Here is a 24,694-nt window from a genome sequence, read left to right as displayed (position 1 = left end):
GGCGCAAACGCTTTACTCTTCTATCCCATTATCTCCGTTTACACACTGTCAATCAGCTATTCTCAGCCCGAAAATACACTTAGCGATTTTTTATGTCGGGCTATCCCTGCCCGACTCCCTTCGGGTCGCTGGAAAAGCAGCGCTAAAAATCATTGCCTATGATTTTTTAACGCCTCAACAATGCGTTGACAGGCCTGACCATCGCCATAGGGATTGTGGGCGCGGCTCATTGCCTGATACGCCTCGTCATCCGTTAGCAGCATCGATACCGCCTCGACAATGCTGGCCACATCTGTTCCCACCAGTTTAACCGTGCCCGCTTCAACCGCCTCCGGCCGCTCTGTCGTATCACGCATCACCAATACGGGCTTGCCTAACGACGGCGCTTCTTCCTGAATGCCGCCAGAGTCGGTCAAAATCATGTAAGAACGATTCATTAAATACACGAAAGGCAGATAGTCCTGCGGCGCAATCAGCATCACGTTATCAATGCCGCTCAGGATTCGATTAACGGGTTCACTAACATTAGGATTCAGATGAACCGGATACACAATCTGCACTTCAGGGTGGCGACGGGCGATATCCGCCAGCGCGCTACAAATGCGTTCAAAGCCACCGCCAAAACTCTCGCGTCGGTGTCCGGTAACCAGAATCAGCTTCTTGTTGTCGTCTAAAAAGGCATATTTTTCATCAAGGCTACGGCGTAGCGTGGCATCTCCAAGGATACGGTCACGCACCCAGAACAGCGCATCGATCACCGTATTACCGGTCACAAAAATATGCCGTTCAGACAGGTGCTCACGCAGTAAATTCTGACGGGAATTTTCCGTCGGGGCGAAATGGTACATCGCCAGATGCCCAGTCAGTTTACGGTTAGCCTCTTCCGGCCAAGGCGAATACAGATTGCCGGTACGCAATCCCGCTTCTACGTGGCCGACAGGAATACGCTGATAAAAGGCCGCGAGACTGGTTGCCAGCGTCGTCGTGGTGTCACCGTGTACCAACACCAGATCCGGCTTGAACTCTGCCATGACAGGTTCAAGCCCCGATAAAATCCGGCAGGATATCTCACTAAGCCCCTGCCCCGGTCGCATAATATCCAGATCGTAGTCCGGCGTAATATCGAACAAACGCAGCACCTGATCCAGCATCTCCCGATGCTGGGCTGTTACGCAAATTTTCGATTCAAAGGCTCCATCCTGAGCCAGAGCATGAACCAGCGGCGCCATTTTAATGGCTTCCGGCCGGGTGCCGAAAACAGTCAGTACTTTCACATTGAATCTCTTTAATCAGGTTAGACGCAGACGCTCGCGAGCGCCCAACACACATTAGCAAGCTGGTTGGTTAGCGCGGACGGCGAGCCAAGGCAACACCGGCACCAACGAGCGCACCAATCGCACCCCACATCACCATCAGGAATGCCCGGCGTGGGCTGTCACGCTTCACCGGTTCTTCCGGCGTCCGCAAATAACGATACGTCTGGAAACTGGCCTCAAGCGTTGGACCAACGTTCAGCGTCGCTAACATCGCGCGATTTTGATCGTAATCCAGTTCGTAATGTGGGCCGCTGGTCTGTAACGTCTCCAGTCGGGCTTGAAGCATCGGCCTGCCGAGCAGGAACATTTCCGATGCGGGGATTTCGTCTGCTGGCGTATCCGTCTGGCTACGGCTAATACCTTGCTGCTGGGCGATTTTCAGCGCCAGTTCAACGCTGCGGACCTCGCGATCGTAAATCGCTTTTGCCACCGCTTCCTGACGTTTGATCTGCGACTTCATGAAAATGGTTCTGGCAGCCCAGGCCCCCTTGATCTCTTCATTCAGGTGGTTGGCGGCACGCTGGCTGGCAAAAGCCACATACTGACGAAGCAATGTGTTGGAATCCGCAGAAGTTTCCGCCACCAGCTTCACGGAATCATTGGTTTTTTTGCCATCGTCACGCGGCATAAACTGAATATTGCTGACCATTTCATCCAATAGAGCGGCATCCGCTTTCGCGTCGCCTTCCAGACGCTGCTTGTAATAGTCAGTCTGCAGCCAGAAATCGCGACGGGTATCGTAAGCCGCTAATTGCATGATGAATTCATCATAAGCATCAGCCGAAATAGACGGCTGCTCTGGCTGAGGAGTGGAAAAAGACCGGGCGTCGAGGTTACGCAGGAATTGCTGCTGCGAATAATACCCTCCCAGCATATTGACCGTCGGCTTGTCGGTAATCGCTGTCGCGCTCCACTCCTGTTTAACAAGATAGGAATAGCCTAATGCCACTACGGCAAAAAGCAGGCCGAACGCTATCGGCCACACCTTTCCCTGCCACAGCAGACGAAATAAACCACGGATATCCAGTTCGTTATCAATCAACGCATTCCCGGTAGACAAATTCTCTGATTTCATTACTTCCCCAAAATTATTTGGTCAGGATGACTGCTTTTGCTCATCGGTATGCCGCATACGGCGTTTGATTCGCTTGATAAAACGGGCGACCCGCCATGCTCGTTTCAGGCAGTAGCCATACAGTAGAAATGCAAGCAAGAATAATGCCAACATAAACCATTCGGGTATAAAAAAGAAATATTCTCCCAACACGCCGACTGTAGCCAGCAAGGCCGCAGCAAGCGTAATCAGCACAAATGCCTGGCGGGAAGAAAACCCCGCCCGCATCATTAAATGGTGAATGTGCTGTCGGTCAGGTGAGAACGGGCTCATCCCTTTGCGTAAGCGCCGATACATAATGGCGATCATATCAATCAGCGGGATAGCGATGATCCACAATGCCGTTACCGGATTAATCGGATGCTGTGGGCCTTGTGTCGTTTGAATCAGGATCCAGATAGCCGTGAAACCAATCATCGTGCTGCCCGCATCCCCCATGAAGACCTTGTAGCGTCGTCCAAAGATACCGAGATTAAGCAGAATATAAGGCAGCGTCGCCGCGATCATGGCAAAACACCACAATGCCAGATTCGTATGGCCGCTCAGATACAGCAAAATTCCCATCGCCCCAAACGAGACACTGGACAAGCCGCCGAGCAACCCATCGATGCCGTCCACCATATTGAACGCATTAATCGCTGCCCAAACGGCAAACAGCGTGACCAGATAGCCAAACGGGCCCAGCGCCATTTGCCATGGACCGAAAATGTGTCCCAGATTGTGTAGCGTCAAGCCGGCAAAGGCCATCATCACCACCGCGACAAACGCCTGCACAACGGCACGAATTTTCACACTGACATCAAAACGATCGTCCAGCATGCCGACAAACACCAGCACGCCCGCGCACAGCAGGTAAAGACGGAAGTTGGGGATATATTGGTCGGTAATAAAGTAGGTAAAGCAGATACCCGCATACACAGAGATGCCGCCAACCAGAGGCACAAGACCCCGATGACGTTTACGGTAGTTGGGACGATCGACAAGTCCTATTTTACCCGCGATGCTGCGAGCAAAAAAAAGAAAGCCCAGAGAAAATAAGAAAATAAATAGTAATTCGGTACTCATAGTGAGTAAGTTCACCGTTAACAGCTGCGCTGTAGCTGTTCAGTATAGACTCGGTTTACGCCTTATATCCTATCGCCCACGTTGATCGCCAGTACAAATTGAGTGATAACCGCGACTTCCCAGTAGAAAGCCTCTTCACATTCGATCAATTAGGGGATAAAAAAACGCCACGACCCAGCGTGGCGTTCCCCGAGTTATCCGTAATGGATGAACGCCCGGATTTATGAACGTTTCATCATATCGAAGAATTCATCGTTGGTTTTCGTCATCGCCAACTTGTTGATCAGGAATTCCATCGCATCGATCTCGCCCATTGGGTGGATGATCTTGCGTAGAATCCACATCTTCTGCAATTCTTCAGAGGTGGTAAGCAATTCTTCTTTACGCGTACCGGAGCGGTTGTAGTCAATCGCCGGGAAGACGCGTTTTTCTGCGATTTTACGCGCCAGGTGCAGTTCCATATTACCTGTACCTTTAAACTCTTCGTAAATCACTTCGTCCATCTTGGAACCGGTATCAACCAGCGCAGTGGCGATGATGGTCAGGCTACCGCCTTCCTCAACGTTACGCGCCGCACCGAAGAAACGCTTCGGACGATGCAGGGCGTTGGCATCCACACCACCAGTCAACACTTTGCCCGAAGCCGGAACAACGGTGTTGTAGGCACGCGCCAGACGGGTAATGGAGTCCAGCAGGATGATAACGTCTTTCTTATGCTCAACCAGACGCTTCGCTTTTTCGATCACCATTTCGGCAACCTGAACGTGACGGGAAGCGGGTTCATCAAACGTTGACGCAACCACCTCACCTTTCACCAGACGCTGCATCTCGGTAACTTCTTCCGGACGTTCGTCAATCAGCAGTACCATCAGCACGCAGTCAGGATGGTTGTAAGCAATGCTCTGCGCAATGTTCTGCAGCAGCATGGTTTTACCTGCTTTAGGCGGGGCAACAATCAGACCACGTTGACCACGGCCAATCGGCGAAGCCAGATCCAGCACGCGCGCCGTCAGATCTTCTGTCGACCCGTTACCGCGTTCCATACGCAGACGAGAGTTTGCATGCAGTGGCGTGAGGTTTTCGAACAGGATCTTGTTGCGGGCGTTTTCAGGTTTGTCGTAGTTGACTTCGTTAACTTTCAGCAGCGCAAAGTAGCGTTCACCTTCTTTCGGCGGACGAATCTTGCCAGAAATAGTGTCACCAGTGCGGAGGTTAAAACGGCGGATTTGGCTGGGAGAAACGTAGATATCATCGGGGCCTGCGAGGTAGGAGCTGTCTGCGGAGCGAAGAAAGCCGAAGCCATCCTGCAATATCTCCAGCACACCATCGCCGAAAATATCCTCGCCGCTTTTGGCATGCTGTTTCAGAATAGCGAAGATAATATCCTGTTTACGCATGCGGGCCTGGTTTTCCAGTCCCATATTTTCGCCAAGAGCAATTAACTCAGAAACTGGCGTATTCTTTAATTCGGTAAGATTCATAGTGGTGGGTTCTTTAACTCGGGGTAAATCTCGAACTATTAACGTGAATGGTATGGCAGGGTCATCCGTGCCTCTATAACAGCCTTCAACCACCGGATTCCTGTCTGGTTTCACACCTGAAGCGCATTACATCCGCGCAAAACAACATCCGCATAAACGATATCCGCATAAACGATATCCGCATAAATCAACGGCAGGAGATCGAAGACACATAAAACCAAGTATTATAAAACTAGTAGTAGACTGCCCAAATCGGATCACAACCGTGTTGTAGAAAACTACTTTGTAAAACAACGATTTTTCGATTTCGACACAGAATAATGCTTTAGACTCTAACTTTCAGGCTTAAGCCTAAGGGCTTAAACATAGGCAAGTACGATATGCAGTAATGAAGAATCTAGCACGCTTCCCGACGAGCGGCAAGCAGTCAATATGAGAATTGCATATTGCCCGATTGCGCCCGCCGGCGACACCCTTTTTAGGGTATCAAGCTAATTACAGATTCGCCGTCAGGAACTCTTTCAGTTGCCCTTTGGACAGTGCGCCGACTTTTGTCGCAGCGACTTCGCCGTTTTTAAACAGCAGCAGAGTGGGGATACCACGGATACCATATTTCGGCGCAGTAGCCGGGTTTTCATCAATGTTCAGTTTGGTAACCGTCAGTTTGCCTTCAAACTCTTCGGCGATTTCATCCAGGATAGGAGCGATCATTTTGCAAGGACCGCACCACTCAGCCCAGAAATCAACCAAGATAGCGCCCTCAGCTTGCAGTACTTTCGTGCCGAAGCTGTCATCAGTCAGGTGAATTATTTTATCGCTCATATTTTACTCCGCAGGATTATTTCTACCGTGTTGGTGTAGCATTAACCAACAACGGCTTGACTTTATTTCACCGGATACGCTTTCGTAAAGCAATAGTTAGCTGATATTCTACCACACTATGAGCAAAACACACTTAACTGAACAGAAGTTTTCCGACTTCGCCCTGCACCCGCAGGTTATTGAAGCTCTTGAAAGCAAAGGGTTTCATAACTGTACGCCTATTCAGGCGTTAGCTCTGCCATTGGCTCTGTCAGGGCGTGATGTTGCAGGTCAGGCGCAAACCGGTACCGGCAAGACGCTGGCTTTTCTCGCGTCTACTTTCCATTATTTGCTTTCACACCCTGCAAACGCAGAGCGTCAAACCAATCAACCCCGTGCCTTAATTATGGCACCAACGCGTGAACTGGCTGTCCAGATTCACTCTGACGCAGAAGCGCTGTCTCACCTTACCGGGTTAAAACTGGGTTTAGCCTACGGTGGAGACGGTTACGACAAGCAGCTTAAGGTGCTGGAAAACGGCGTTGATATTCTGATCGGTACCACCGGTCGCCTGATCGATTACGCCAAACAGAACCATATCAACCTGGGCGCAATTCAGGTCGTCGTGCTGGACGAAGCGGACCGTATGTACGATCTCGGCTTCATCAAAGATATTCGCTGGCTGTTCCGCCGTATGCCGCCAGCGGCACAGCGTCTGAACATGCTCTTTTCCGCTACGCTCTCCTATCGGGTGCGTGAACTCGCGTTTGAACAAATGAATAACGCAGAGTACGTGGAAGTTGAACCGGAGCAGAAAACCGGCCATCGCATTAAAGAAGAACTGTTTTATCCGTCTAACGAAGAAAAAATGCGCCTGCTCCAGACACTGCTGGAAGAAGAGTGGCCGGACCGCTGCATTATCTTCGCAAATACCAAGCATCGCTGCGAAGACATCTGGGGCCATCTGGCTGCCGACGGTCATCGCGTTGGGCTACTGACGGGCGACGTCGCACAGAAAAAACGTCTGCGTATTCTGGAAGAATTTACCCAGGGTAATCTGGATATTCTGGTGGCAACGGACGTTGCAGCGCGCGGCTTACATATTCCTTCCGTGACCCACGTTTTCAACTACGACCTGCCGGATGACTGCGAAGACTACGTTCACCGTATTGGCCGTACTGGCCGTGCGGGACAAAGCGGAAATTCTATCAGCCTGGCCTGTGAAGAATATGCGCTGAATCTCCCGGCGATCGAGACCTATATCGGTCACAACATTCCGGTCAGCAAATACAACAGCGACGCGCTGATGAATGATTTACCCGCGCCGAAGCGTTTAGCGCGCCCACCGCGTTCCAATAATGGCCCGCGCCGACATAGCAATGCGCCGCGCCGCAGTGGAGCGCCTCGTAATAACCGTAAACGAGCGGATTAACCGTCGATGCTGAGCTCTTCTTCACTTTACGCTGCCATCGATCTCGGCTCGAACAGCTTTCATATGCTGGTCACCCGGGAAACCGCAGGCAGCATTCAAACGCTGGCGAAAATAAAGCGTAAAGTCCGCCTTGCGGCAGGGCTGGATAAACAGAATCGGCTCTCGCAGGACGCGATGCAGCGCGGCTGGCAGTGTCTACAGCTGTTCTCCGAACGGTTGCAGGACATCCCGCAGGATCAGGTGCGCGTCGTCGCGACCGCCACCCTGCGGCTGGCAACGAACGCTGACGAGTTTCTGCAACGGGCCCAGGAAATTCTGGGCTTGCCGATTCAGGTTATCAGCGGTGAAGAAGAAGCACGCCTGATTTATCAAGGCGTAGCACATACGACGGGCGGCCCGGATGCGCGTCTGGTCGTGGATATCGGCGGTGGCAGCACCGAACTGGCTACGGGGGTTGGCGCAAAAACGACCCAGTTGATCAGCCTCCCGATGGGATGCGTCACGTGGCTGGATCGCTATTTCAGCGATCGCAATCTGGAAGCCGGTAATTTTGAACGCGCAGAACAAGCGGCGCGTGAAATGCTGCGCCCCGTTGCCGCCTCTCTGCGCGAGCAGGGTTGGCAAATCTGTGTCGGCGCCTCCGGCACAGTACAAGCACTGCAAGAAATCATGGTCGCGCAGGGAATGGATGAATACATTACCCTGCCGAAGCTCAGGCAGCTTAAAGATCATGCGATTCAGTGCGATAAACTGGAAGAGTTGGAAATTGAAGGCCTGACGCTGGAACGCGCGCTGGTTTTCCCCAGCGGATTAGCCATCCTACTGGCAATCTTCCAGGAACTCGACATCAAAACGATGACGCTGGCTGGTGGGGCGCTGCGTGAAGGGCTGGTCTATGGCATGTTGCATCTGCCTGTCGATCAGGACATCCGTCACCGCACATTGGCGACGCTGCAACGCCGCTACCTGCTGGATGCCGAACAGGCTAAACGCGTCAGTACGCTGGCGGACAACTTTCTGCAACAGGTTGCCCGTGACTGGCAGTTAGATAACCGATGTCGCGAATTACTGCGCAGCGCCTGTCTGGTACACGAAATCGGTTTGAGCATCGATTTTCGCCAGTCGCCCCAGCATGCAGCCTATTTGATTCGCCATAGCGATCTCCCCGGCTTTACGCCCGCCCAGAAGAAACTGTTAGCCACACTCCTGCAAAACCAGATTAACCCTGTCGATTTAATGCCGCTGAGTCAGCAGAACGCGCTGCCGGTCAATCAGGCGCAGCGCCTGTGCCGCCTGTTGCGCCTGGCGATTATTTTTGCCAGCCGCCGCCGCGATGACACGCTGCCAGCCGTACGATTACGCGTAGAAGGCGAAACGCTGCGTTTGATTTTGCCTGCGGGCTGGCTGGCACAGCATCCATTACGGGCAGAAATGCTGGAACAGGAAAGTCGCTGGCAGAGCTACGTACACTGGCCGCTGATGCTGGAAGAAACCCCAGCTTAACGGGGGAAAGCTTACTCCCCTTCCCCTTTTGCTTTCGCCAACATCGCCCGGATGTTGGCAACGTTCGCCTGACCTTTCTGCATCCGCTCTTGTGCGCTGACCACTTTCCTTTCGGTTTCCCACACGACATCATCCTGCGGCAATTCCAGCAGGAAACGGCTCGGCTCAGGGCGAACTAATTCACCATACTGGCGGCGCTCTTTGCACAGCGTGAAGATGAGTTCACGCTGTGCGCGCGTAATCCCCACGTACGCTAAACGACGCTCTTCATCAACGTTGTCTTCATCAATGCTGCTTTGGTGCGGCAGTAGTCCCTCTTCCATCCCGACCAAAAAGACGTACGGAAACTCCAGACCTTTGGACGCATGCAGCGTCATCAGTTGTACCTGATCCAGCTCCTCTTCACTTTCTCCACGTTCCATCATGTCTCGCAGCGTGAAGCGCGTCACCACCTGCGTCAGCGTCATGGGCTCATCCAATTCGGAGCCCTCCAGCATTTCCGTCATCCAGCTAAATAGCTGATTGACGTTCTTCATCCGCATTTCCGCCGCTTTTGGGCTGGGCGAGGTTTCATATAGCCAGCTTTCGTAGTCCAACCCATGAATCAGGTCGCGCACGGCGGCTACTGGTTCACGCTCAGCCAGACGGGCGATTTCCGCCAGCCACTGGGTAAATCGTTGCAGGGATTCCAGCCCACGTCCGGTCAGCGACTGGCTCAACCCCAGATCAAAACTCGCGCTGAACAGGCCTTTATTGCGTTGTCCCGCCCACTCACCCAGCTTCTTCATCGTCGCCGGGCCGATCTCACGTTTGGGCGTGTTCACAATGCGTAAGAACGCGCTGTCATCATCCGGGTTGGTCAGAACGCGCAGATAAGCCAGCAAATCTTTGATTTCAGGACGAGAGAAAAAGGACGTGCCGCCGGAAATGCGATACGGAATACGGTTCTGCATCAGCATTTTTTCAAACAGGCGCGACTGATGGTTACCACGATACAAAATGGCATAGTCACCATACTGAGTCTTTTTAATAAAGTGATGGGCAATCAGCTCACCAACGACCCGTTCCGCTTCGTGATCTTCGTTATTGGCAGTAATCACTTTGAGTTCATCGCCGTAACCCAGCTCCGAGAACAGCCGTTTTTCAAAGACGTGCGGGTTATTGGCGATGAGAATATTGGCCGCTTTCAGAATACGCCCGGATGAGCGGTAGTTTTGTTCCAGCTTGATCACGTCAAGCGTGGGGAAATCCTGCTGTAGCAGTACCAGATTCTGTGGACGCGCCCCGCGCCAGGAGTAAATAGACTGATCGTCATCTCCTACGACGGTGAAACGCGCGCGGGTGCCGACTAGCAGCTTAACCAGCTCATACTGGCTGGTGTTGGTGTCCTGGTATTCATCCACCAGCAGGTAACGCAAGCGGTTCTGCCAACGTTCGCGTACCTCAGCGTTTTGCTTCAGCAGCAGCGTGGGCAGCAAAATCAGATCGTCGAAATCCAGCACGTTACAGGCGCGAAGATGCTCATGATAGAGCGAGTAGCAGTGCACAAACAGCTTGTCGCGTTCGGAACGCGCCATCGCTGCCGCCCCCGCAGGATCGATCAGATCGTTTTTCCAATTTGAGATCGTCGAGATCAGTTGCTGCAGCAAAACCTTATCATTTTCCAGCCACTGCTCCGTCAGTTCTTTCAGCAGCGCCATCTGATCTTGATCGTCGAACAGCGAGAAGTTGGATTTCATCCCCAATGCGGCGTATTCACGTTTGATGATCTCCAGCCCCAGCGTATGGAAGGTCGCAATCATCAACCCGCGCGTTTCTTTGCGCCCCAGCGTTTGCGCTACGCGCTCCTTCATCTCACGGGCCGCTTTGTTGGTAAACGTCACGGCAGCAATATGTCGAGCCTGATAGCCACACTGGCGGATCAGGTGCGCAATCTTGTTGGTGATCACGCGGGTTTTGCCTGAACCTGCGCCCGCCAGTACCAGACAAGGTCCGGTGACGAATTCGACGGCGTGTTGTTGGCTGGGGTTTAAGCGCATAACGATCTTGCTCACTCATAAAACGGAAGGCGATTGTAGCAGAAAGCCGTATCGATCTTGACCAGGGATTTGTTATTAAGGAAAGCACGTCGCAGTCCACATCTTGCGTTGCAAATGTTACATTGCGCGCAGGAATCTCTTTTGCAAAAAAGGTAACAACATGGCAAATACCGCAGCAGCTCTGCACATCCTGGTGGACACCGAACAGCAGGCTAACGACATTCTTGCTCAACTGGAAAAAGGCGCAGACTTCCAGAAACTGGCGCAAAAACACTCGACCTGCCCGTCAAAACGCAACGGCGGTGATTTAGGTGAATTTCGTAAAGGCGACATGGTGCCAGCGTTCGATAAGGCCGTGTTTTCCTGCGAATTGCTGAAACCGTTTGGTCCGGTGAAAACCCAGTTTGGTTACCATGTAATCAAGGTGTTGTATCGCAATTAAGTTGTACCGCAACTAAGTCATTACACCGACGCACACAAATAGAAAAAGCGCGCCGACCTTCTGGTTTGGCGCGCTTTTTTTCTTAGCCTATCGTCATCAGGCTGGCATTACCGCCCGCTGCAGCAGTATTAATACTCAGGGAACGTTCGGTCAGCAGACGCTCGAGCTGAACGTGGGTATCGCCCTGCGCATAGCCCAGCGGCAGGATAATCGGGCCGTCGCGCTCTGCAAGCGTTTTACTCAGTTGCCGTAGCCGATCGGCATCCCCGTGATAAATGACGCCATGAAAAGATACATCGGGCTGCTGCCAGTCAGATGTGAACTGAATATGTAGCTGCACCCCCGCAGGTAACCGTTCATAGAGCATTTTCTCCTGTTCACCTTCCGGCCACAGCAACTGCCCGCCGGTTGCCAGCACCGCCGCCGTCTGAATCAAGCGGTCTTCCTCTGTATCTGCCAGACATAAAACCCGTTCACGCGGCAGCAGCGTATAGGTATTGCTTTCCCCTGTCGGGCCCGGCAACAGTCGCGTTATCCCGCTGACGCTATATTCTCTGTAACGCTGGCACTGCGTCGCCAGTTCGTGACGTTCACCAGCAATCGCCCACGCTTCCAGCGCCAATAGCCCCGCCAGCAGCGACGCTCGGGCAGAAACATCGGGAGCCTGCTCACGATCCTGCTGCGTGAACCCTTTCGCGAGCACCTCATCCGGCCGATGTGCCAACAAGCGATACAGATAAAGCGGCCCGCCGGCCTTTGGCCCGGTTCCCGATAAGCCTTCACCGCCAAACGGCTGAACCCCGACAACAGCGCCGACCATATTGCGGTTCACATATTGGTTGCCCACCCTCGCCTTGCCCGTCACCCGCAGGATGGTTTCATCAATGCGGGTATGCACGCCCAACGTCAGGCCGTATCCCGCCGCGTTGATTTGCTCAATCACGGTATCCAACTGCTGGCTTTGATAGCGAACAACGTGTAAAACTGGACCAAAAACTTCTTTTTTCAGCTCGTCTATCTTGCCCAGCTCGATCAGCGTCGGTTTCACAAACGACCCGTGCCGCCATGTTTCCTCATCCTGCGGATGCGCAGCCTGAAATACAGTATGGCCTTTCGCCCGCATCGTCTGAATATGCCGTTCTACGTTCTCTTTCGCTTCCACATCAATCAGCGGGCCGATGTCGGTCGATAAGCGTTCAGGGTTCCCCATTCGACACTCCGCCATCGCGCCACGCAGCATATCCAGCGTGCGATCCGCAATATCCTCTTGCAGACACAAAAGACGCAGCGCGGAGCAACGCTGTCCGGCGCTGTCGAACGCAGAGGCAACCACGTCATTCACCACCTGCTCCGTCAGCGCAGAGGAATCGACAATCATCGCATTCAGGCCGCCCGTTTCGGCAATCAGCGGCGTCACACGTCCCTGTGGATCAAGCCTGCCAGCAATGCTGCGTTGTAGCGTTTTGGCAACGGCCGTCGACCCGGTAAACACCACACCGCGTACCCGCTCATCGTTGACCAACGCAGCACCAATCGTCTCTCCCTGCCCGGGCAGCAGTTGCAGCACGTCCTGAGGAATGCCTGCCTCATGTAAAATACGCACCGCCTGTGCCGCAATCAGCGGCGTCTGTTCAGCCGGTTTCGCCAGCACGCTGTTTCCTGCTGCCAGTGCAGCAGAAATTTGACCGGTGAAGATCGCCAGCGGGAAATTCCACGGGCTGATGCAAACCACCGGCCCTAGCGGACGATGGGTATCATTGGTGAAGGAATCCCGAACCTGCCCCGCGTAATAGCGCAAGAAATCCACCGCTTCCCGTACTTCCGCAATCGCGTTACTGAAAGATTTCCCGGCTTCCCGTACCAGCAGCCCCAGCAGGCTTTGCAACTGACGTTCCATCAGCGAGGCGGCCTGATTCAATATCGCAGCCCGTTCTGCGGGCGGTGTCGCAAACCAGATGGGACCGGCATGTACCGCCGCGTCTACCGCCTGCTCAACATCCGCCACCGAGGCATCGAGAACATAGCCCACGACATCGTGCATATCGGCGGGATTCACCACGGGCTTTTCTTCGTTCGCGTCGCTTTCTCCCTCAATCATCGGTGCGGCATACCACGGCTGTGTCGCGTGGTTCAACAGCGCGCTGGACAGCGAGGCCAGCCGGTGCTCATTCGAGAGATCCAGCCCGCTCGAATTTTGCCGCGCCTGGCCATACAACTGGCGCGGCAGGGGAATGCGGGGATGTGGTGCCCCCATAATCCATTCCACTTTTGCCAGCGCCTCTACGCCGCTAATCGGATCGGCAATCAGCGTTTCCAGCGCCATTGAGGTATCCGCAATGCGGTTAACAAACGAGGTATTCGCGCCGTTTTCCAGCAGGCGCCGCACCAGATAAGCCAGCAGCGTTTCATGGGTTCCAACCGGGGCATAAATACGACACGGGCGGTTCAGTTTGCCGTCCGCAACCGTCCCCACCACCTGATCATAGAGCGGTTCCCCCATGCCGTGCAGACACTGAAACTCATACTGACCGGGATAGTAATTGTTGCCCGCCATGTGGTAGATCGCGCTTAACGTCTGCGCATTGTGCGTGGCGAACTGCGGGTAAATCAGATTCGGTACGGCCAGCAGCTTGCGAGCGCACGCCAGATACGACACATCGGTATAGACCTTGCGCGTATAGACAGGGTAGCCTTCCAGTCCGTCAACCTGTGCCCGCTTGATTTCGCTATCCCAGTACGCGCCTTTCACCAGACGAATCATCAACCGCCGACGGCTACGCTGTGCCAGCTCAATCAGCGCGTCGATCACATACGGGCAGCGTTTCTGATAAGCCTGAATGACAAACCCAATGCCGTTCCACCCCGCCAGTTGCGGTTCCATGCAGAGTTTTTCCAGCAGATCGAGTGAGATCTCCAGTCGATCGGCTTCCTCCGCGTCAATATTGATCCCGATGTCGTACTGACGCGCCAGCAGCGTCAGCGTCAGCAAACGCGGGTAGAGTTCTTCCATTACACGGTCATACTGCGTCCGGCTATAGCGTGGATGCAGCGCCGATAGCTTGATGGAGATGCCCGGCCCTTCGTAAATCCCGCGCCCGTTCGAGGCTTTGCCGATAGCGTGGATCGCCTGCTGATAGGCCGCCAGATACGCGGCAGCATCATGCTCCGTCAGCGCCGCTTCACCTAACATATCGTAAGAGTAGCGGAAGCCTTTTTCCTCTCGCTCACGGGCATTCGCCAGCGCTTCACCGATGGTTTCGCCAGTAACAAACTGTTCTCCCATCAGCCGCATAGCCATATCGACACCTTTGCGGACAAGCGGCTCACCGCTTTTCCCGATGATGCGGTTCAGCGAATTCGAGAGGTTCACTTCGTTGTGTGTCGCCACCAGCTTTCCGGTAAACAGCAGCCCCCAGGTTGCAGCATTCACAAAGAGCGACGGGCTATGACCAAGATGCGCCTGCCAATTTCCCCGACTGATCTTGTCGCGGATCAGCGCATCGCGCGTAGATTTATCAGGAATACGCAGCAGCGCTTCGGCTAAGCACATCAGCGCCACCCCCTCCTGAGAAGAAAGTGAGAATTCCTGTAGTAGCCCTTGCACAATGCCCGCACGCCCATTTCCAGCTTTCTGACCGCGTAATTTCTCTGCCAGTTGATAAGCCAATTTCTGCGTTAACTGCGACATTTTATCGGTAAGTCTTGCTTGTTCGAGCAAGATAGGAACCAGTTCACTTTCGGGACGGCGGTAAACAGAAGTAATGGCAGCGCGGATAACGGACTGGGGAAGAACATGCTCGGCGAAATCAAGAAAAGGTTGGTGGGTTTCTTCTTCCCGAGATTGCGGCATAATCTCTTCCGCTTCAATGTGGCTGACGTTCGCCCATTGCGGTGTTTCAGGAGTGTCGAGGCCACTTTCGAGGCGTTCGAGGTAATGGAAAATAGCCTGTTTGATCAGCCAGTGCGGTGTGCGATCAATACGCTGTGCTGCAGCCTTGATGCGTTCGCGCGTTTCCTCATCGAGTTTTACACCCATCGTGATAAAGCCCATAGCGTCCACTCCTATCATTAGAAGATGCACATCGGGAAAACGTCAATATCGACCATGTTGCAACTTTGTGCAACCTTGTTAACAAATGGAGCGGTTGCAGCCCCTTATCACCTTCAGGCCTCGTTCCGGCCTGAGTGATGACAATAAAACACAGCGTCGCCGTAACAGCGGCACGAAAAAGAATGTGGAGAGTTGAATGACAATAAGCACACCTATGCTGGTGACGTTTCTGTTGTATATTTTCGGGATGGTTCTCATCGGCCTGTTTGCCTATCGCGCGACGAATAACTTTGGCGATTACATTCTGGGTGGACGCCGGATGGGAAGCGTGGTGACCGCACTGTCGGCTGGCGCTTCCGATATGAGCGGCTGGCTGCTCATGGGATTACCGGGCGCTATTTTCATTGCCGGGATTTCTAAAAGCTGGATCGCGATCGGCCTGACGTTAGGCGCGTACCTGAACTGGAAATGGGTCGCCGGACGCCTGCGCGTACACACTGAGGTAAACCACAACGCACTCACCCTGCCTGACTATTTCACCCATCGCTTTGAAGATAACAGCAAATTATTACGTGTGATTTCCGCGTTAGTGATCCTGATTTTCTTCACGATCTATTGTGCATCCGGCGTAGTAGCTGGAGCGCGCCTGTTTGAAAGCACCTTCGGTATGAGTTATGGCACCGCGTTGTGGGCCGGAGCAGCAGCCACCATTGCCTATACCTTCATCGGCGGCTTTCTGGCCGTGAGCTGGACAGACACCGTTCAGGCGAGCCTGATGATTTTCGCCCTGATCCTGACCCCGGTGATCGTCATCCTGTCTCTTGGAGGAATTGATAGCTCACTGATGGTGATTGAAGCGAAAAACCCGGCCAATCTGGATATGTTCAGAGGGCTGAATTTTGTCGCTATCCTCTCGCTGATGGGCTGGGGTCTGGGCTATTTCGGTCAGCCGCATATTCTGGCACGTTTTATGGCCGCCGATTCACACCACACGATCCACAGCGCACGCCGTATCAGTATGACCTGGATGATTCTTTGTCTGGCCGGTGCCGTGACGGTAGGCTTCTTCGGCATTGCTTACTTCCACAACAACCCAGATCAGGCAGGCAACGTGACGCAAAACAGCGAACGCGTCTTTATCGAGCTATCCATGCTACTGTTCAATCCGTGGATTGCCGGGGTGCTGCTGTCTGCGATTCTGGCCGCCGTAATGAGTACGCTAAGCTGCCAGCTGCTGGTGTGCTCCAGCGCCATCACCGAAGATTTATACAAACCCTTCCTACGCAAAAACGCCAGCCAGCAAGAGCTGGTGTGGGTGGGCCGCGCCATGGTGCTGTTAGTGGCTATCATCGCTATCGCGCTGGCGCTTAATCCTGAAAACCGCGTGCTGGGTCTGGTGAGCTATGCCTGGGCTGGGTTCGGTGCTGCATTCGGACCGGTGATTTTGATTTCCCTGCTGTGGCCGCGCATGACGCGCAACGGTGCCCTGTTCGGCATGATCGTGGGCGCAACAACCGTGCTGATCTGGGAACACTACGCCTGGCTGGGCCTGTATGAAATTATCCCAGGTTTCATCTTCAACAGCCTGACCATTTTTATCGTCAGCCTGCTGGGTAAAGCGCCCTCAAAAGCGATTACCGATCGCTTCAATCAGGCGGAAGCAAAATATAAGTCCGTTTGATAAAACACATACGTTTGCTATTGCTACAAAAGCCCAGCGATAAAAGCGTTTGTTGATAAAAAAGAGGGCACAGCCAATGCTGTGCCCTCTTCTATTTCGATCACCGACGGAAATTAACCCGCAACGGCGATACGCTTCATGTCTTTCATGTAACCGCGCAGCGTGTGGCCTACGGTTTCGATTGGGTGGTTACGGATAGCTTCGTTAACATCACGCAGCTGTGCGTTGTCCACTTCGGTACCCGCTACCGCTTTGCCCAGATCGCCCGGCTGCAGGGATGCCATGAACGCATCTTTCAGCAATGGAACGGCGGCGTTAGCGAACAGGTAGTTACCGTATTCTGCGGTATCAGAGATAACCACGTTCATTTCATACAGACGCTTACGTGCGATGGTGTTGGCGATCAGAGGCAGCTCATGCAGTGATTCGTAGTAAGCGGACTCTTCGATGATGCCGGAGCTCACCATGGTTTCAAACGCCAGCTCAACGCCCGCTTTCACCATCGCAACCATCAGCACGCCGTTATCAAAATATTCCTGCTCAGCGATTTTACCGTCGAACTGCGGTGCGTTTTCGAATGCCGTTTTACCGGTCTCTTCACGCCAGGTCAGCAGTTTCACGTCATCGTTCGCCCAGTCAGCCATCATGCCGCTGGAGAATTCACCGGAGATGATGTCATCCATGTGTTTCTGGAACAGTGGCGCCATGATGCCTTTCAACTGCTCAGACAGCGCATAAGCACGCAGTTTTGCCGGGTTGGACAGGCGATCCATCATCAGCGTAATCCCGCCCTGCTTCAGCGCTTCGGTGATGGTTTCCCAGCCGAACTGAATCAGTTTTTCTGCGTAAGCCGGATCGGTGCCTTCAGCAACCAGTTTGTCGAAGCTCAGCAGAGAACCCGCCTGCAACATACCGCACAGAATGGTCTGCTCACCCATCAGGTCAGATTTCACTTCCGCAACGAATGAAGATTGCAGAACGCCAGCACGGTGACCACCGGTTGCCGCAGCCCAAGCCTTGGCGATTGCCATGCCTTCGCCTTTCGGATCGTTTTCCGGGTGAACCGCGATCAGCGTTGGTACGCCGAAACCACGTTTGTATTCTTCACGAACTTCCGTACCCGGACACTTCGGCGCCACCATCACAACGGTGATGTCTTTACGGATTTGCTCACCCACTTCAACGATGTTGAAGCCGTGAGAATAGCCCAGCGCAGCGCCCTGTTTCATCAGCGGCTGTACCGCCTGAACTACTGCTGAGTGCTGTTTGTCTGGCGTCAGGTTAACCACCAGGTCAGCCTGCGGGATCAGATCTTCGTAGGTGCCAACGGTGAAGCCGTTTTCGGTCGCTTTGCGCCATGATGCACGTTTTTCTGCAATCGCTTCAGCACGCAGGGCATAAGCGATATCCAGACCGGAATCACGCATGTTCAGACCCTGGTTCAGGCCCTGAGCACCACAGCCGACGATCACCACTTTTTTCCCTTTCAGGTAGCTCGCCTCATCGGCAAATTCATCACGCCCCATAAAGCGGCACTTGCCCAATTGATCCAGCTGCTGACGCAGGTTTAATGTGTTGAAATAGTTAGCCATGTCGTGCTCCGTATACGGTTTTGTTTGTCTATTATTCGAGAAAGGATTCCCGCCAGACGGGAATTCACTATGACCCCATCATATGACAGGAATTGCGTTGCTTAAATTGATATATTAGCAACGTCATATTGCACTATTTGCAAGATAAAAAACGGCAGCAAGATAAAAAACGGGGCCTGCGTCGCATGGATTTACGTGATCTCAAATTATTCCTGCATCTGGCGGAAAGCCGACACTTTGGCCGTACCGCCAAAGCGATGCATATCAGTCCGTCCACGCTGTCACGGCAAATACAGCGGATGGAAGAGGATTTAGGACAGACGCTGTTTCTGCGCGATAACCGCACCGTGCAGCTCACCGATGCCGGAGAGCACCTGAAGCTGTTCGCTCAGCAAACGCTGCTGCAATACCAGCAGCTACGCCACACGATAGACCAGCACGGGCCGTCATTAAGCGGAGAACTGAGGATTTTCTGTTCCGTTACCGCCGCCTACAGCCACCTGCCGCCGATTCTGGATCGCTTCCGGGCGCTGCACCCGCTGGTGGAAATTAAACTGACGACCGGCGACGCTGCCGATGCCGTGGAAAAAATTCAGTCGAATGATGGGGATTTGGGGATTGCAGGACGCCCGGAGGCCCTGCCTGTCAGCGTTGATTTCATACCGCTCGATAAACTGCCTCTGGCCTTGATCATCCCAGCGCTCCCTTGCCCTGTGCAATCGCTGGTGCGTCAGGCGAACCCAGATTGGTCGCAGATTCCCTTCATCCTGCCGGAACACGGCCCGGTGCGTAAACGCATCGATCAATGGTTCCGCCGCAATCACATCGCCAATCCGCAGATTTACGCTACCATCTCCGGGCATGAAGCGATGGTATCGATGGTCGCGCTGGGTTGTGGTATCGCATTGATTCCCAACGTCGTGCTGGAGAACAGCCCGGAGCCGGTACGCAACCGCGTTTCCGTCCTCGTCGAACAGGTAATGGAACCACTTGAACTCGGCGTTTGCGTACAGAAAAAACGGCTTAGCGAACCGCTGATTGCCGCCTTTTGGGACATATTACAGGACACACCATGAAGATCGCCTTCACGACAGCCATCGCCATTGGGGTGATGTTCGCCGCTTTCAGCCACGATACGCAAGCCGCCAGCTTTCCCTGCGACAACGCTGCCTCGGTGCAGGAAAAACTGATTTGCGCCAGCCCGCTACTCGGGCAGTTGGACGAAGAACTGGCGCAGGCCTGGAAGGCCTCTCGCGCGTTCCTGACCGCGTACGGCAACAGCGCGCCGTGGGAAAAAACGCTCAACCAGTTTCAACGCAGTTGGCTGACCACGCGCGATCAATGCAAAGACGAAGACTGCTTGCGCCAACGCTACCAGCAGCAGTTAAACCGGCTGCGCTATCTAAATGACATCGCGCAACACGCACTCCCTTCGCCCATTACACCGGTGAAAAGCACATCCTGTTTCCACGGCTCATTCAGCTATGAGTATGTGATGTCGGGGCTTTCCCCCGAGGAATATCGCGATCTGGGGGAGTATTTTCGGGAAATGTATGACCAGAAAGCGCCCTATCATGCAGTTAGCCTGACCATGACCAATCAGCGCGGCAAGATTGAAGGCGGCGCATCCATTGCATTTCGCTACGGTAACAAGCTGGATGATTCAGACTTCACCGCCCGGCAGATGAGCGATACGCAAGCCATTGGCAAAGGTGAAAGCAGCTTCGGTCAGCAGGTGAAAATACTGCTCACCTGCATTGACGATGATCATCTGCAAATCGCCACCTTCGGCAGCAATCGGGAAGAAGGTTACCTGTTTAACACGTTGCTGGAGCGCGATAAAACCCCGCAACGCTAGCTATCTCTGGCGCTAGCGTTCAAACCACTTATCCGCCGAAAAGGCCCGCGTATCGGACTCTGTTTCCTGCGCGGCTTTTTTCATCGTTTCGACATTCATCAGGTAATGATAGAGCGGCTCAAGCTGGGTAAATCCGTGAGCTAACACCGTCACCAGATCGCCAGAAAACAGCGCTTCCATATCCTGTCGGGTAGATATCGCGGCAAACGATTTGCGGTTATACCAGTCAGCTAATTCCGGTTCCTGATCTTTAATCAGCGGGCGTTTGTAGCTGTCCCCTTCCAGAGTGAAGGTGTCTCCCAGACAGCTCGCTACTTCAAGAAACTGCGACGGATTACCGCGCAGCGTCTGACGGAACAAATCCATCGTATTGCGCGTCGCACTGTAATAGCCCAGCCCGTAACGCCAGGTATCCGGCGTGATTTCAAAGAAGTACACCGGTGCATCCGTCCAGTCTTTGCGTGTCCGCTTGAACGTGAGCCACATATGGCTGCGGTAGCGTGATTTATCGTGAGAAAAACGCGTATCGCGATGAATACGGGAGAGGGTCTTACCGATAGCGGGACGCGTTTCAAAATGGTCGTCAATCTGCAACATCGTCAGACTGAGCTCATCCACCAGCATGCGGAACGGCGCAACCAGTTGCTCATCGTAAACCGCACGATGCTCGTCAAACCACGCTTTATCGTTGTACTGACGAACCTGCTGAAGAAACGTTAAACCCGCTTGAGAAAAACCCGTGAATTGCGTTGCCATAAAGAAATGCCATCTCTGTTGCTATCAGATGACATAAAGATAACGCCGCCGACGGTGAAACACCATCGGCGGCGTTAAGGGAAAACTCAGCGCTTAGCCCGCTAAAAAGAAGCGGAACGCCGGGTTATTGGTTTCGTCGTGACATTCATAGCCGAGCGCCTGTAGGTGCTGCTCGAATTCCCGATCGCCTTCCTCCAGTTCGAACGCGGCCAGCACGCGGCCGAAATCCGTGCCATGGCTGCGGTAATGGAACAGCGAAATGTTCCAGTGCGTCCCCAGCGTATGCAGGAATTTCAGTAACGCACCCGGCGATTCTGGAAACTCAAAGCTATAAAGCCGTTCCTGTAGCGGTTTGGAAGGTCGTCCGCCGACCATGTAGCGAACGTGCAGCTTCGCCATTTCATCGTCGGACAAATCCACCACTTCATAACCGTCCGCAGACAGCTCAGCGATGATCTCCTGCCGCTCCGCATAACCACGCGTCAGGCGCACGCCAACAAAAATGCAGGCGTCTTTGGCATCCGCATAGCGATAGTTGAACTCGGTAACGGAACGGCCGCCCAACAGTTGGCAAAACTTCAGGAAGCTGCCCTGCTGCTCGGGGATCGTCACTGCCAGCAAGGCTTCACGCTGTTCGCCCAGCTCGCAACGTTCGGAAACGTAGCGTAACCCGTGGAAGTTAACGTTCGCACCGGACAGAATATGCGCCAGACGCTCACCCTGAATCTGATGCTGCTGGATGTACTTTTTCATCCCCGCCAGCGCCAGCGCGCCGGACGGTTCAGCAATCGCACGCACATCTTCGAACAGATCTTTCACTGCGGCACAGATAGCATCGCTGTCGACGGTAATCACATCATCCAGATATTCCCGACACAGGCGGAACGTTTCATCGCCGATGCGCTTCACCGCGACGCCTTCGGCAAACAGCCCGACACGCGGCAGATCGACCGGTTGCCCGGCATCCAGCGCCGCACGCAGACAGGCGGAATCTTCCGCTTCCACGCCGATCACCTGAATCTGCGGCATCAGTTGTTTGATCAGTACGGCAACACCTGCCGCCAGACCGCCGCCGCCGACGGGCACAAACACGCGATCCAAATGGGCATCCTGCTGTAGCAATTCCAGCGCCAGCGTGCCTTGACCCGCAATCACTGCCGGGTGATCGAATGGCGGCAGAAACGTCATTTTCTGCTGCTGCGACAGCTCAATGGCCTTTGCCTTGGCTTCATCAAAGTTAGCGCCGTATAGCAGCACTTCGCCGCCAAAACCACGTACCGCATCCACTTTAATGTCGGCCGTCGCCACTGGCATCACAATCAGCGATTTAATCCCCAACTTGGTGGAGGAGAGCGCTACGCCCTGCGCATGATTACCGGCTGACGCCGTTATCACACCGTGGGATTTTTGTTCATCGCTCAGCCCCGCCATCATCGCGTACGCGCCGCGCAGCTTGAAGCTGTGTACCGCGTGTCGGTCTTCACGTTTTACCAGAATGACATTACCCAGCCGCGAAGAGATCTTCTCCATCTTCTCCAGCGGCGTGACCTGCGTGACTTCATACACCGGCGAGCGCAAGATCGCCCGCAGATACTCCGCGCCTCCCGGCGCGGCAGGAAGAGGTTGTGACACAGCCATCAGCATTAGCCTCCCAGCTTGCTTTTATCCCGCACAGCGCCTTTATCCGCGCTGGTTGCCAGGCTGGCGTACGCACGCAGCGCAAAAGAAACCTGACGTTCACGATTGTGCGGCGTCCAGGCCTGTTCGCCTCTCGCCTCTTCCGCGTCGCGGCGGCTCGCTAACTCTTTGTCATCCAGAACCAGCGCAATGCTGCGGTTCGGAATATCAATCGCGATGGTGTCACCGTCCTGTACCAGGGCAATGGTGCCGCCGCTGGCCGCTTCAGGAGACGCGTGGCCGATAGACAGACCCGAAGTACCACCGGAGAAGCGGCCATCAGTGATCAGCGCACAGCTTTTACCCAGCCCCATCGATTTCAGGTAGGTGGTCGGATACAGCATTTCCTGCATGCCCGGCCCACCTTTCGGCCCTTCGTAGCGAATCACAACCACATCGCCCGCCACAACTTTACCACCCAGAATAGCGGCTACCGCATCATCCTGACTTTCATAAACTTTTGCCGGACCGCGGAAAACCAGGCTACCTTCATCCACGCCTGCGGTTTTCACGATACAGCCATTCTCTGCCAGATTGCCGTACAGCACGGCCAGACCGCCGTCCTGACTGTAGGCAAATTCGCGGGAACGAATACAGCCTTCCTGACGATCGGTATCCAGTGAGTCCCAGCGACAATCCTGCGAGAACGCCTGCGTGGTGCGGATACCTGCCGGGCCAGCGGAATACATGCTTTTCACACTCTCATCCTGCGTCAGCATGACATCGTAGGCTTCCAGCGTTTCCGGCAGCGTTTTGCCCAGCACGTTGTTCACTTCACGGTTCAGCAAACCCGCTCTGTCCAGCTCGCCCAGAATACCGATCACGCCGCCCGCACGGTGTACGTCTTCCATGTGGTATTTCTGCGTACTCGGCGCCACCTTACACAGGTGCGGAACCTGACGTGACAGCCTGTCGATATCGGTCATGGTGAAGTCCACTTCACCTTCCTGCGCCGCGGCTAACAGATGCAGAACGGTATTGGTGGAACCGCCCATCGCGATATCCAGAATCATGGCGTTTTCAAATGCGGCTTTATTGGCGATGTTGCGAGGCAGCACGCTCTCATCATCCTGCTCGTAGTAACGCTTCGCCAGACCGACAATCCGTTCGCCCGCGTTCAGGAACAGCTGCTTACGGTCGGCATGTGTCGCCAGCAGCGAGCCGTTGCCCGGCTGAGACAGACCCAGCGCTTCGGTCAGGCAGTTCATGGAGTTAGCGGTAAACATACCGGAACAGGAACCACAGGTCGGACAGGCAGAACGCTCCACCTGCTCGCTCTGTTCATCAGACACTTTCGGGTCTGCGCCCTGAATCATCGCATCCACCAGATCCAGCTTGATGATCTGATCGGATAGCTTGGTTTTCCCCGCTTCCATCGGGCCACCAGACACGAAAATCACCGGGATATTCAGGCGCAGCGACGCCATCAACATCCCCGGGGTGATTTTGTCACAGTTGGAGATACACACCATCGCATCCGCGCAGTGGGCATTCACCATGTATTCCACCGAGTCGGCAATCAGTTCACGGGAAGGCAGAGAATAGAGCATACCGCCGTGACCCATGGCGATGCCGTCGTCCACTGCGATCGTGTTAAATTCTTTCGCGACACCACCAGACGCTTCGATTTGCTCGGCAACCAGTTTACCCAAATCGCGCAAGTGCACATGGCCGGGCACGAATTGGGTGAAGGAGTTGACCACGGCGATAATGGGTTTACCAAAATCATTGTCGGTCATCCCGGTGGCGCGCCACAAGGCTCGGGCGCCGGCCATATTACGGCCGTGCGTGGTGGTGGCTGAACGGTACTTAGGCATGCTCTATTACTCCAAAAATTACGAATTGGGCGATGATGGAACGTATCACCGCCTGATTATCTTGATTGA

At 54.1% G+C, this 24,694-nt stretch carries 17 protein-coding genes; 6 read left to right on the top strand and 11 right to left on the bottom strand.

Annotated elements, in window-relative coordinates; all coding sequences use genetic code 11:
• Positions 1–149 precede the first annotated feature (149 nt).
• The 5 genes from wecB to trxA form a co-directional block, all read right to left on the bottom strand.
• Positions 150–1,274 carry a non-hydrolyzing UDP-N-acetylglucosamine 2-epimerase gene (wecB, locus tag WCT94_RS10800; RefSeq protein ID WP_336869563.1) on the bottom strand — a complete coding sequence of 375 codons (1,125 nt, stop codon included), beginning with the start codon at positions 1,272–1,274 and terminating at the stop codon, positions 150–152.
• A 70-nt stretch (positions 1,275–1,344) separates the two neighbouring features.
• On the bottom strand, positions 1,345–2,391 hold the full coding sequence (gene wzzE / locus WCT94_RS10795; RefSeq protein WP_336869562.1) for an ECA polysaccharide chain length modulation protein: 1,047 nt from the start codon (positions 2,389–2,391) through the stop codon (positions 1,345–1,347).
• 21 nt (positions 2,392–2,412) lie between these two features.
• Positions 2,413–3,510, bottom strand: a complete 1,098-nt coding sequence (gene wecA / locus WCT94_RS10790; RefSeq protein ID WP_336869561.1) for a UDP-N-acetylglucosamine--undecaprenyl-phosphate N-acetylglucosaminephosphotransferase — start codon at positions 3,508–3,510, stop codon at positions 2,413–2,415.
• A gap of 206 nt (positions 3,511–3,716) precedes the next feature.
• Complete coding sequence (gene rho, locus WCT94_RS10785) at positions 3,717–4,976, bottom strand: transcription termination factor Rho (RefSeq protein WP_043881843.1); 1,260 nt, start codon at positions 4,974–4,976, stop codon at positions 3,717–3,719.
• A 495-nt stretch (positions 4,977–5,471) separates the two neighbouring features.
• Positions 5,472–5,798, bottom strand: coding sequence for a thioredoxin TrxA (gene trxA / locus WCT94_RS10780; protein WP_010283883.1), 327 nt, complete (start codon positions 5,796–5,798; stop codon positions 5,472–5,474).
• Between the two features lie 118 nt (positions 5,799–5,916).
• On the opposite strand from trxA, the gene rhlB reads away from it, so the two are divergent.
• Together rhlB and ppx are read left to right on the top strand one after the other, a co-directional pair.
• Positions 5,917–7,209 carry an ATP-dependent RNA helicase RhlB gene (gene rhlB, locus WCT94_RS10775; protein ID WP_319849811.1) on the top strand — a complete coding sequence of 431 codons (1,293 nt, stop codon included), beginning with the start codon at positions 5,917–5,919 and terminating at the stop codon, positions 7,207–7,209.
• A 6-nt stretch (positions 7,210–7,215) separates the two neighbouring features.
• Positions 7,216–8,712 (top strand): exopolyphosphatase, encoded by a 1,497-nt coding sequence (ppx, locus tag WCT94_RS10770; protein WP_336869560.1) that lies wholly within the window; start codon positions 7,216–7,218, stop codon positions 8,710–8,712.
• A gap of 11 nt (positions 8,713–8,723) precedes the next feature.
• On the opposite strand, the gene rep is transcribed toward ppx, so the two are convergent.
• A complete protein-coding gene (rep, locus tag WCT94_RS10765; RefSeq protein ID WP_336869559.1) occupies positions 8,724–10,751 on the bottom strand; it encodes a DNA helicase Rep in 2,028 nt (675 codons plus the stop codon).
• Between the two features lie 160 nt (positions 10,752–10,911).
• Here rep and ppiC point away from each other — a divergent pair, with 160 nt between their 5' ends.
• The gene (gene ppiC, locus WCT94_RS10760; protein WP_015842110.1) at positions 10,912–11,193 is read left to right on the top strand and encodes a peptidylprolyl isomerase PpiC; all 282 of its coding nucleotides are present in this window, start codon (positions 10,912–10,914) and stop codon (positions 11,191–11,193) included.
• Positions 11,194–11,275: 82 nt separating this feature from the next.
• Here the strand turns inward: ppiC and putA are convergent, their stop codons facing one another.
• A complete protein-coding gene (gene putA, locus WCT94_RS10755; RefSeq protein ID WP_336869558.1) occupies positions 11,276–15,244 on the bottom strand; it encodes a trifunctional transcriptional regulator/proline dehydrogenase/L-glutamate gamma-semialdehyde dehydrogenase in 3,969 nt (1,322 codons plus the stop codon).
• A gap of 196 nt (positions 15,245–15,440) precedes the next feature.
• Between putA and putP the strand changes: the two genes are divergently transcribed.
• Positions 15,441–16,925 carry a sodium/proline symporter PutP gene (gene putP, locus WCT94_RS10750; RefSeq protein WP_336869557.1) on the top strand — a complete coding sequence of 495 codons (1,485 nt, stop codon included), beginning with the start codon at positions 15,441–15,443 and terminating at the stop codon, positions 16,923–16,925.
• A gap of 113 nt (positions 16,926–17,038) precedes the next feature.
• Here putP and ilvC read toward each other — a convergent pair whose 3' ends face one another.
• A complete protein-coding gene (gene ilvC / locus WCT94_RS10745; RefSeq protein ID WP_010283900.1) occupies positions 17,039–18,517 on the bottom strand; it encodes a ketol-acid reductoisomerase in 1,479 nt (492 codons plus the stop codon).
• A gap of 185 nt (positions 18,518–18,702) precedes the next feature.
• On the opposite strand from ilvC, the gene ilvY reads away from it, so the two are divergent.
• Complete coding sequence (ilvY, locus tag WCT94_RS10740) at positions 18,703–19,593, top strand: HTH-type transcriptional activator IlvY (protein ID WP_320743068.1); 891 nt, start codon at positions 18,703–18,705, stop codon at positions 19,591–19,593.
• The gene (locus WCT94_RS10735; protein WP_336869556.1) at positions 19,590–20,375 is read left to right on the top strand and encodes a lysozyme inhibitor LprI family protein; all 786 of its coding nucleotides are present in this window, start codon (positions 19,590–19,592) and stop codon (positions 20,373–20,375) included. The genes ilvY and WCT94_RS10735 overlap by 4 nt, the downstream gene beginning before the upstream one ends.
• A 12-nt stretch (positions 20,376–20,387) precedes the next feature.
• Here the strand turns inward: WCT94_RS10735 and WCT94_RS10730 are convergent, their stop codons facing one another.
• From WCT94_RS10730 to ilvD, 3 genes are all read right to left on the bottom strand, one after another.
• The gene (locus WCT94_RS10730) at positions 20,388–21,131 is read right to left on the bottom strand and encodes a DUF2461 domain-containing protein (protein ID WP_336869555.1); all 744 of its coding nucleotides are present in this window, start codon (positions 21,129–21,131) and stop codon (positions 20,388–20,390) included.
• A gap of 93 nt (positions 21,132–21,224) precedes the next feature.
• Positions 21,225–22,769, bottom strand: coding sequence for a threonine ammonia-lyase, biosynthetic (gene ilvA, locus WCT94_RS10725; RefSeq protein WP_336869554.1), 1,545 nt, complete (start codon positions 22,767–22,769; stop codon positions 21,225–21,227).
• Positions 22,770–22,774: 5 nt separating this feature from the next.
• Positions 22,775–24,625: a dihydroxy-acid dehydratase gene (gene ilvD / locus WCT94_RS10720; protein WP_205566977.1), complete on the bottom strand. Its 1,851-nt coding sequence runs from the start codon at positions 24,623–24,625 to the stop codon at positions 22,775–22,777.
• Positions 24,626–24,694: the final 69 nt, after the last annotated feature.

The sequence above is a fragment of the Pectobacterium sp. 1950-15 genome, assembly GCF_037136835.1.
In the GTDB taxonomy this organism is placed as follows: Bacteria; Pseudomonadota; Gammaproteobacteria; order Enterobacterales; family Enterobacteriaceae; genus Pectobacterium.
This window is presented reverse-complemented; position numbering and strand designations above follow the sequence as displayed.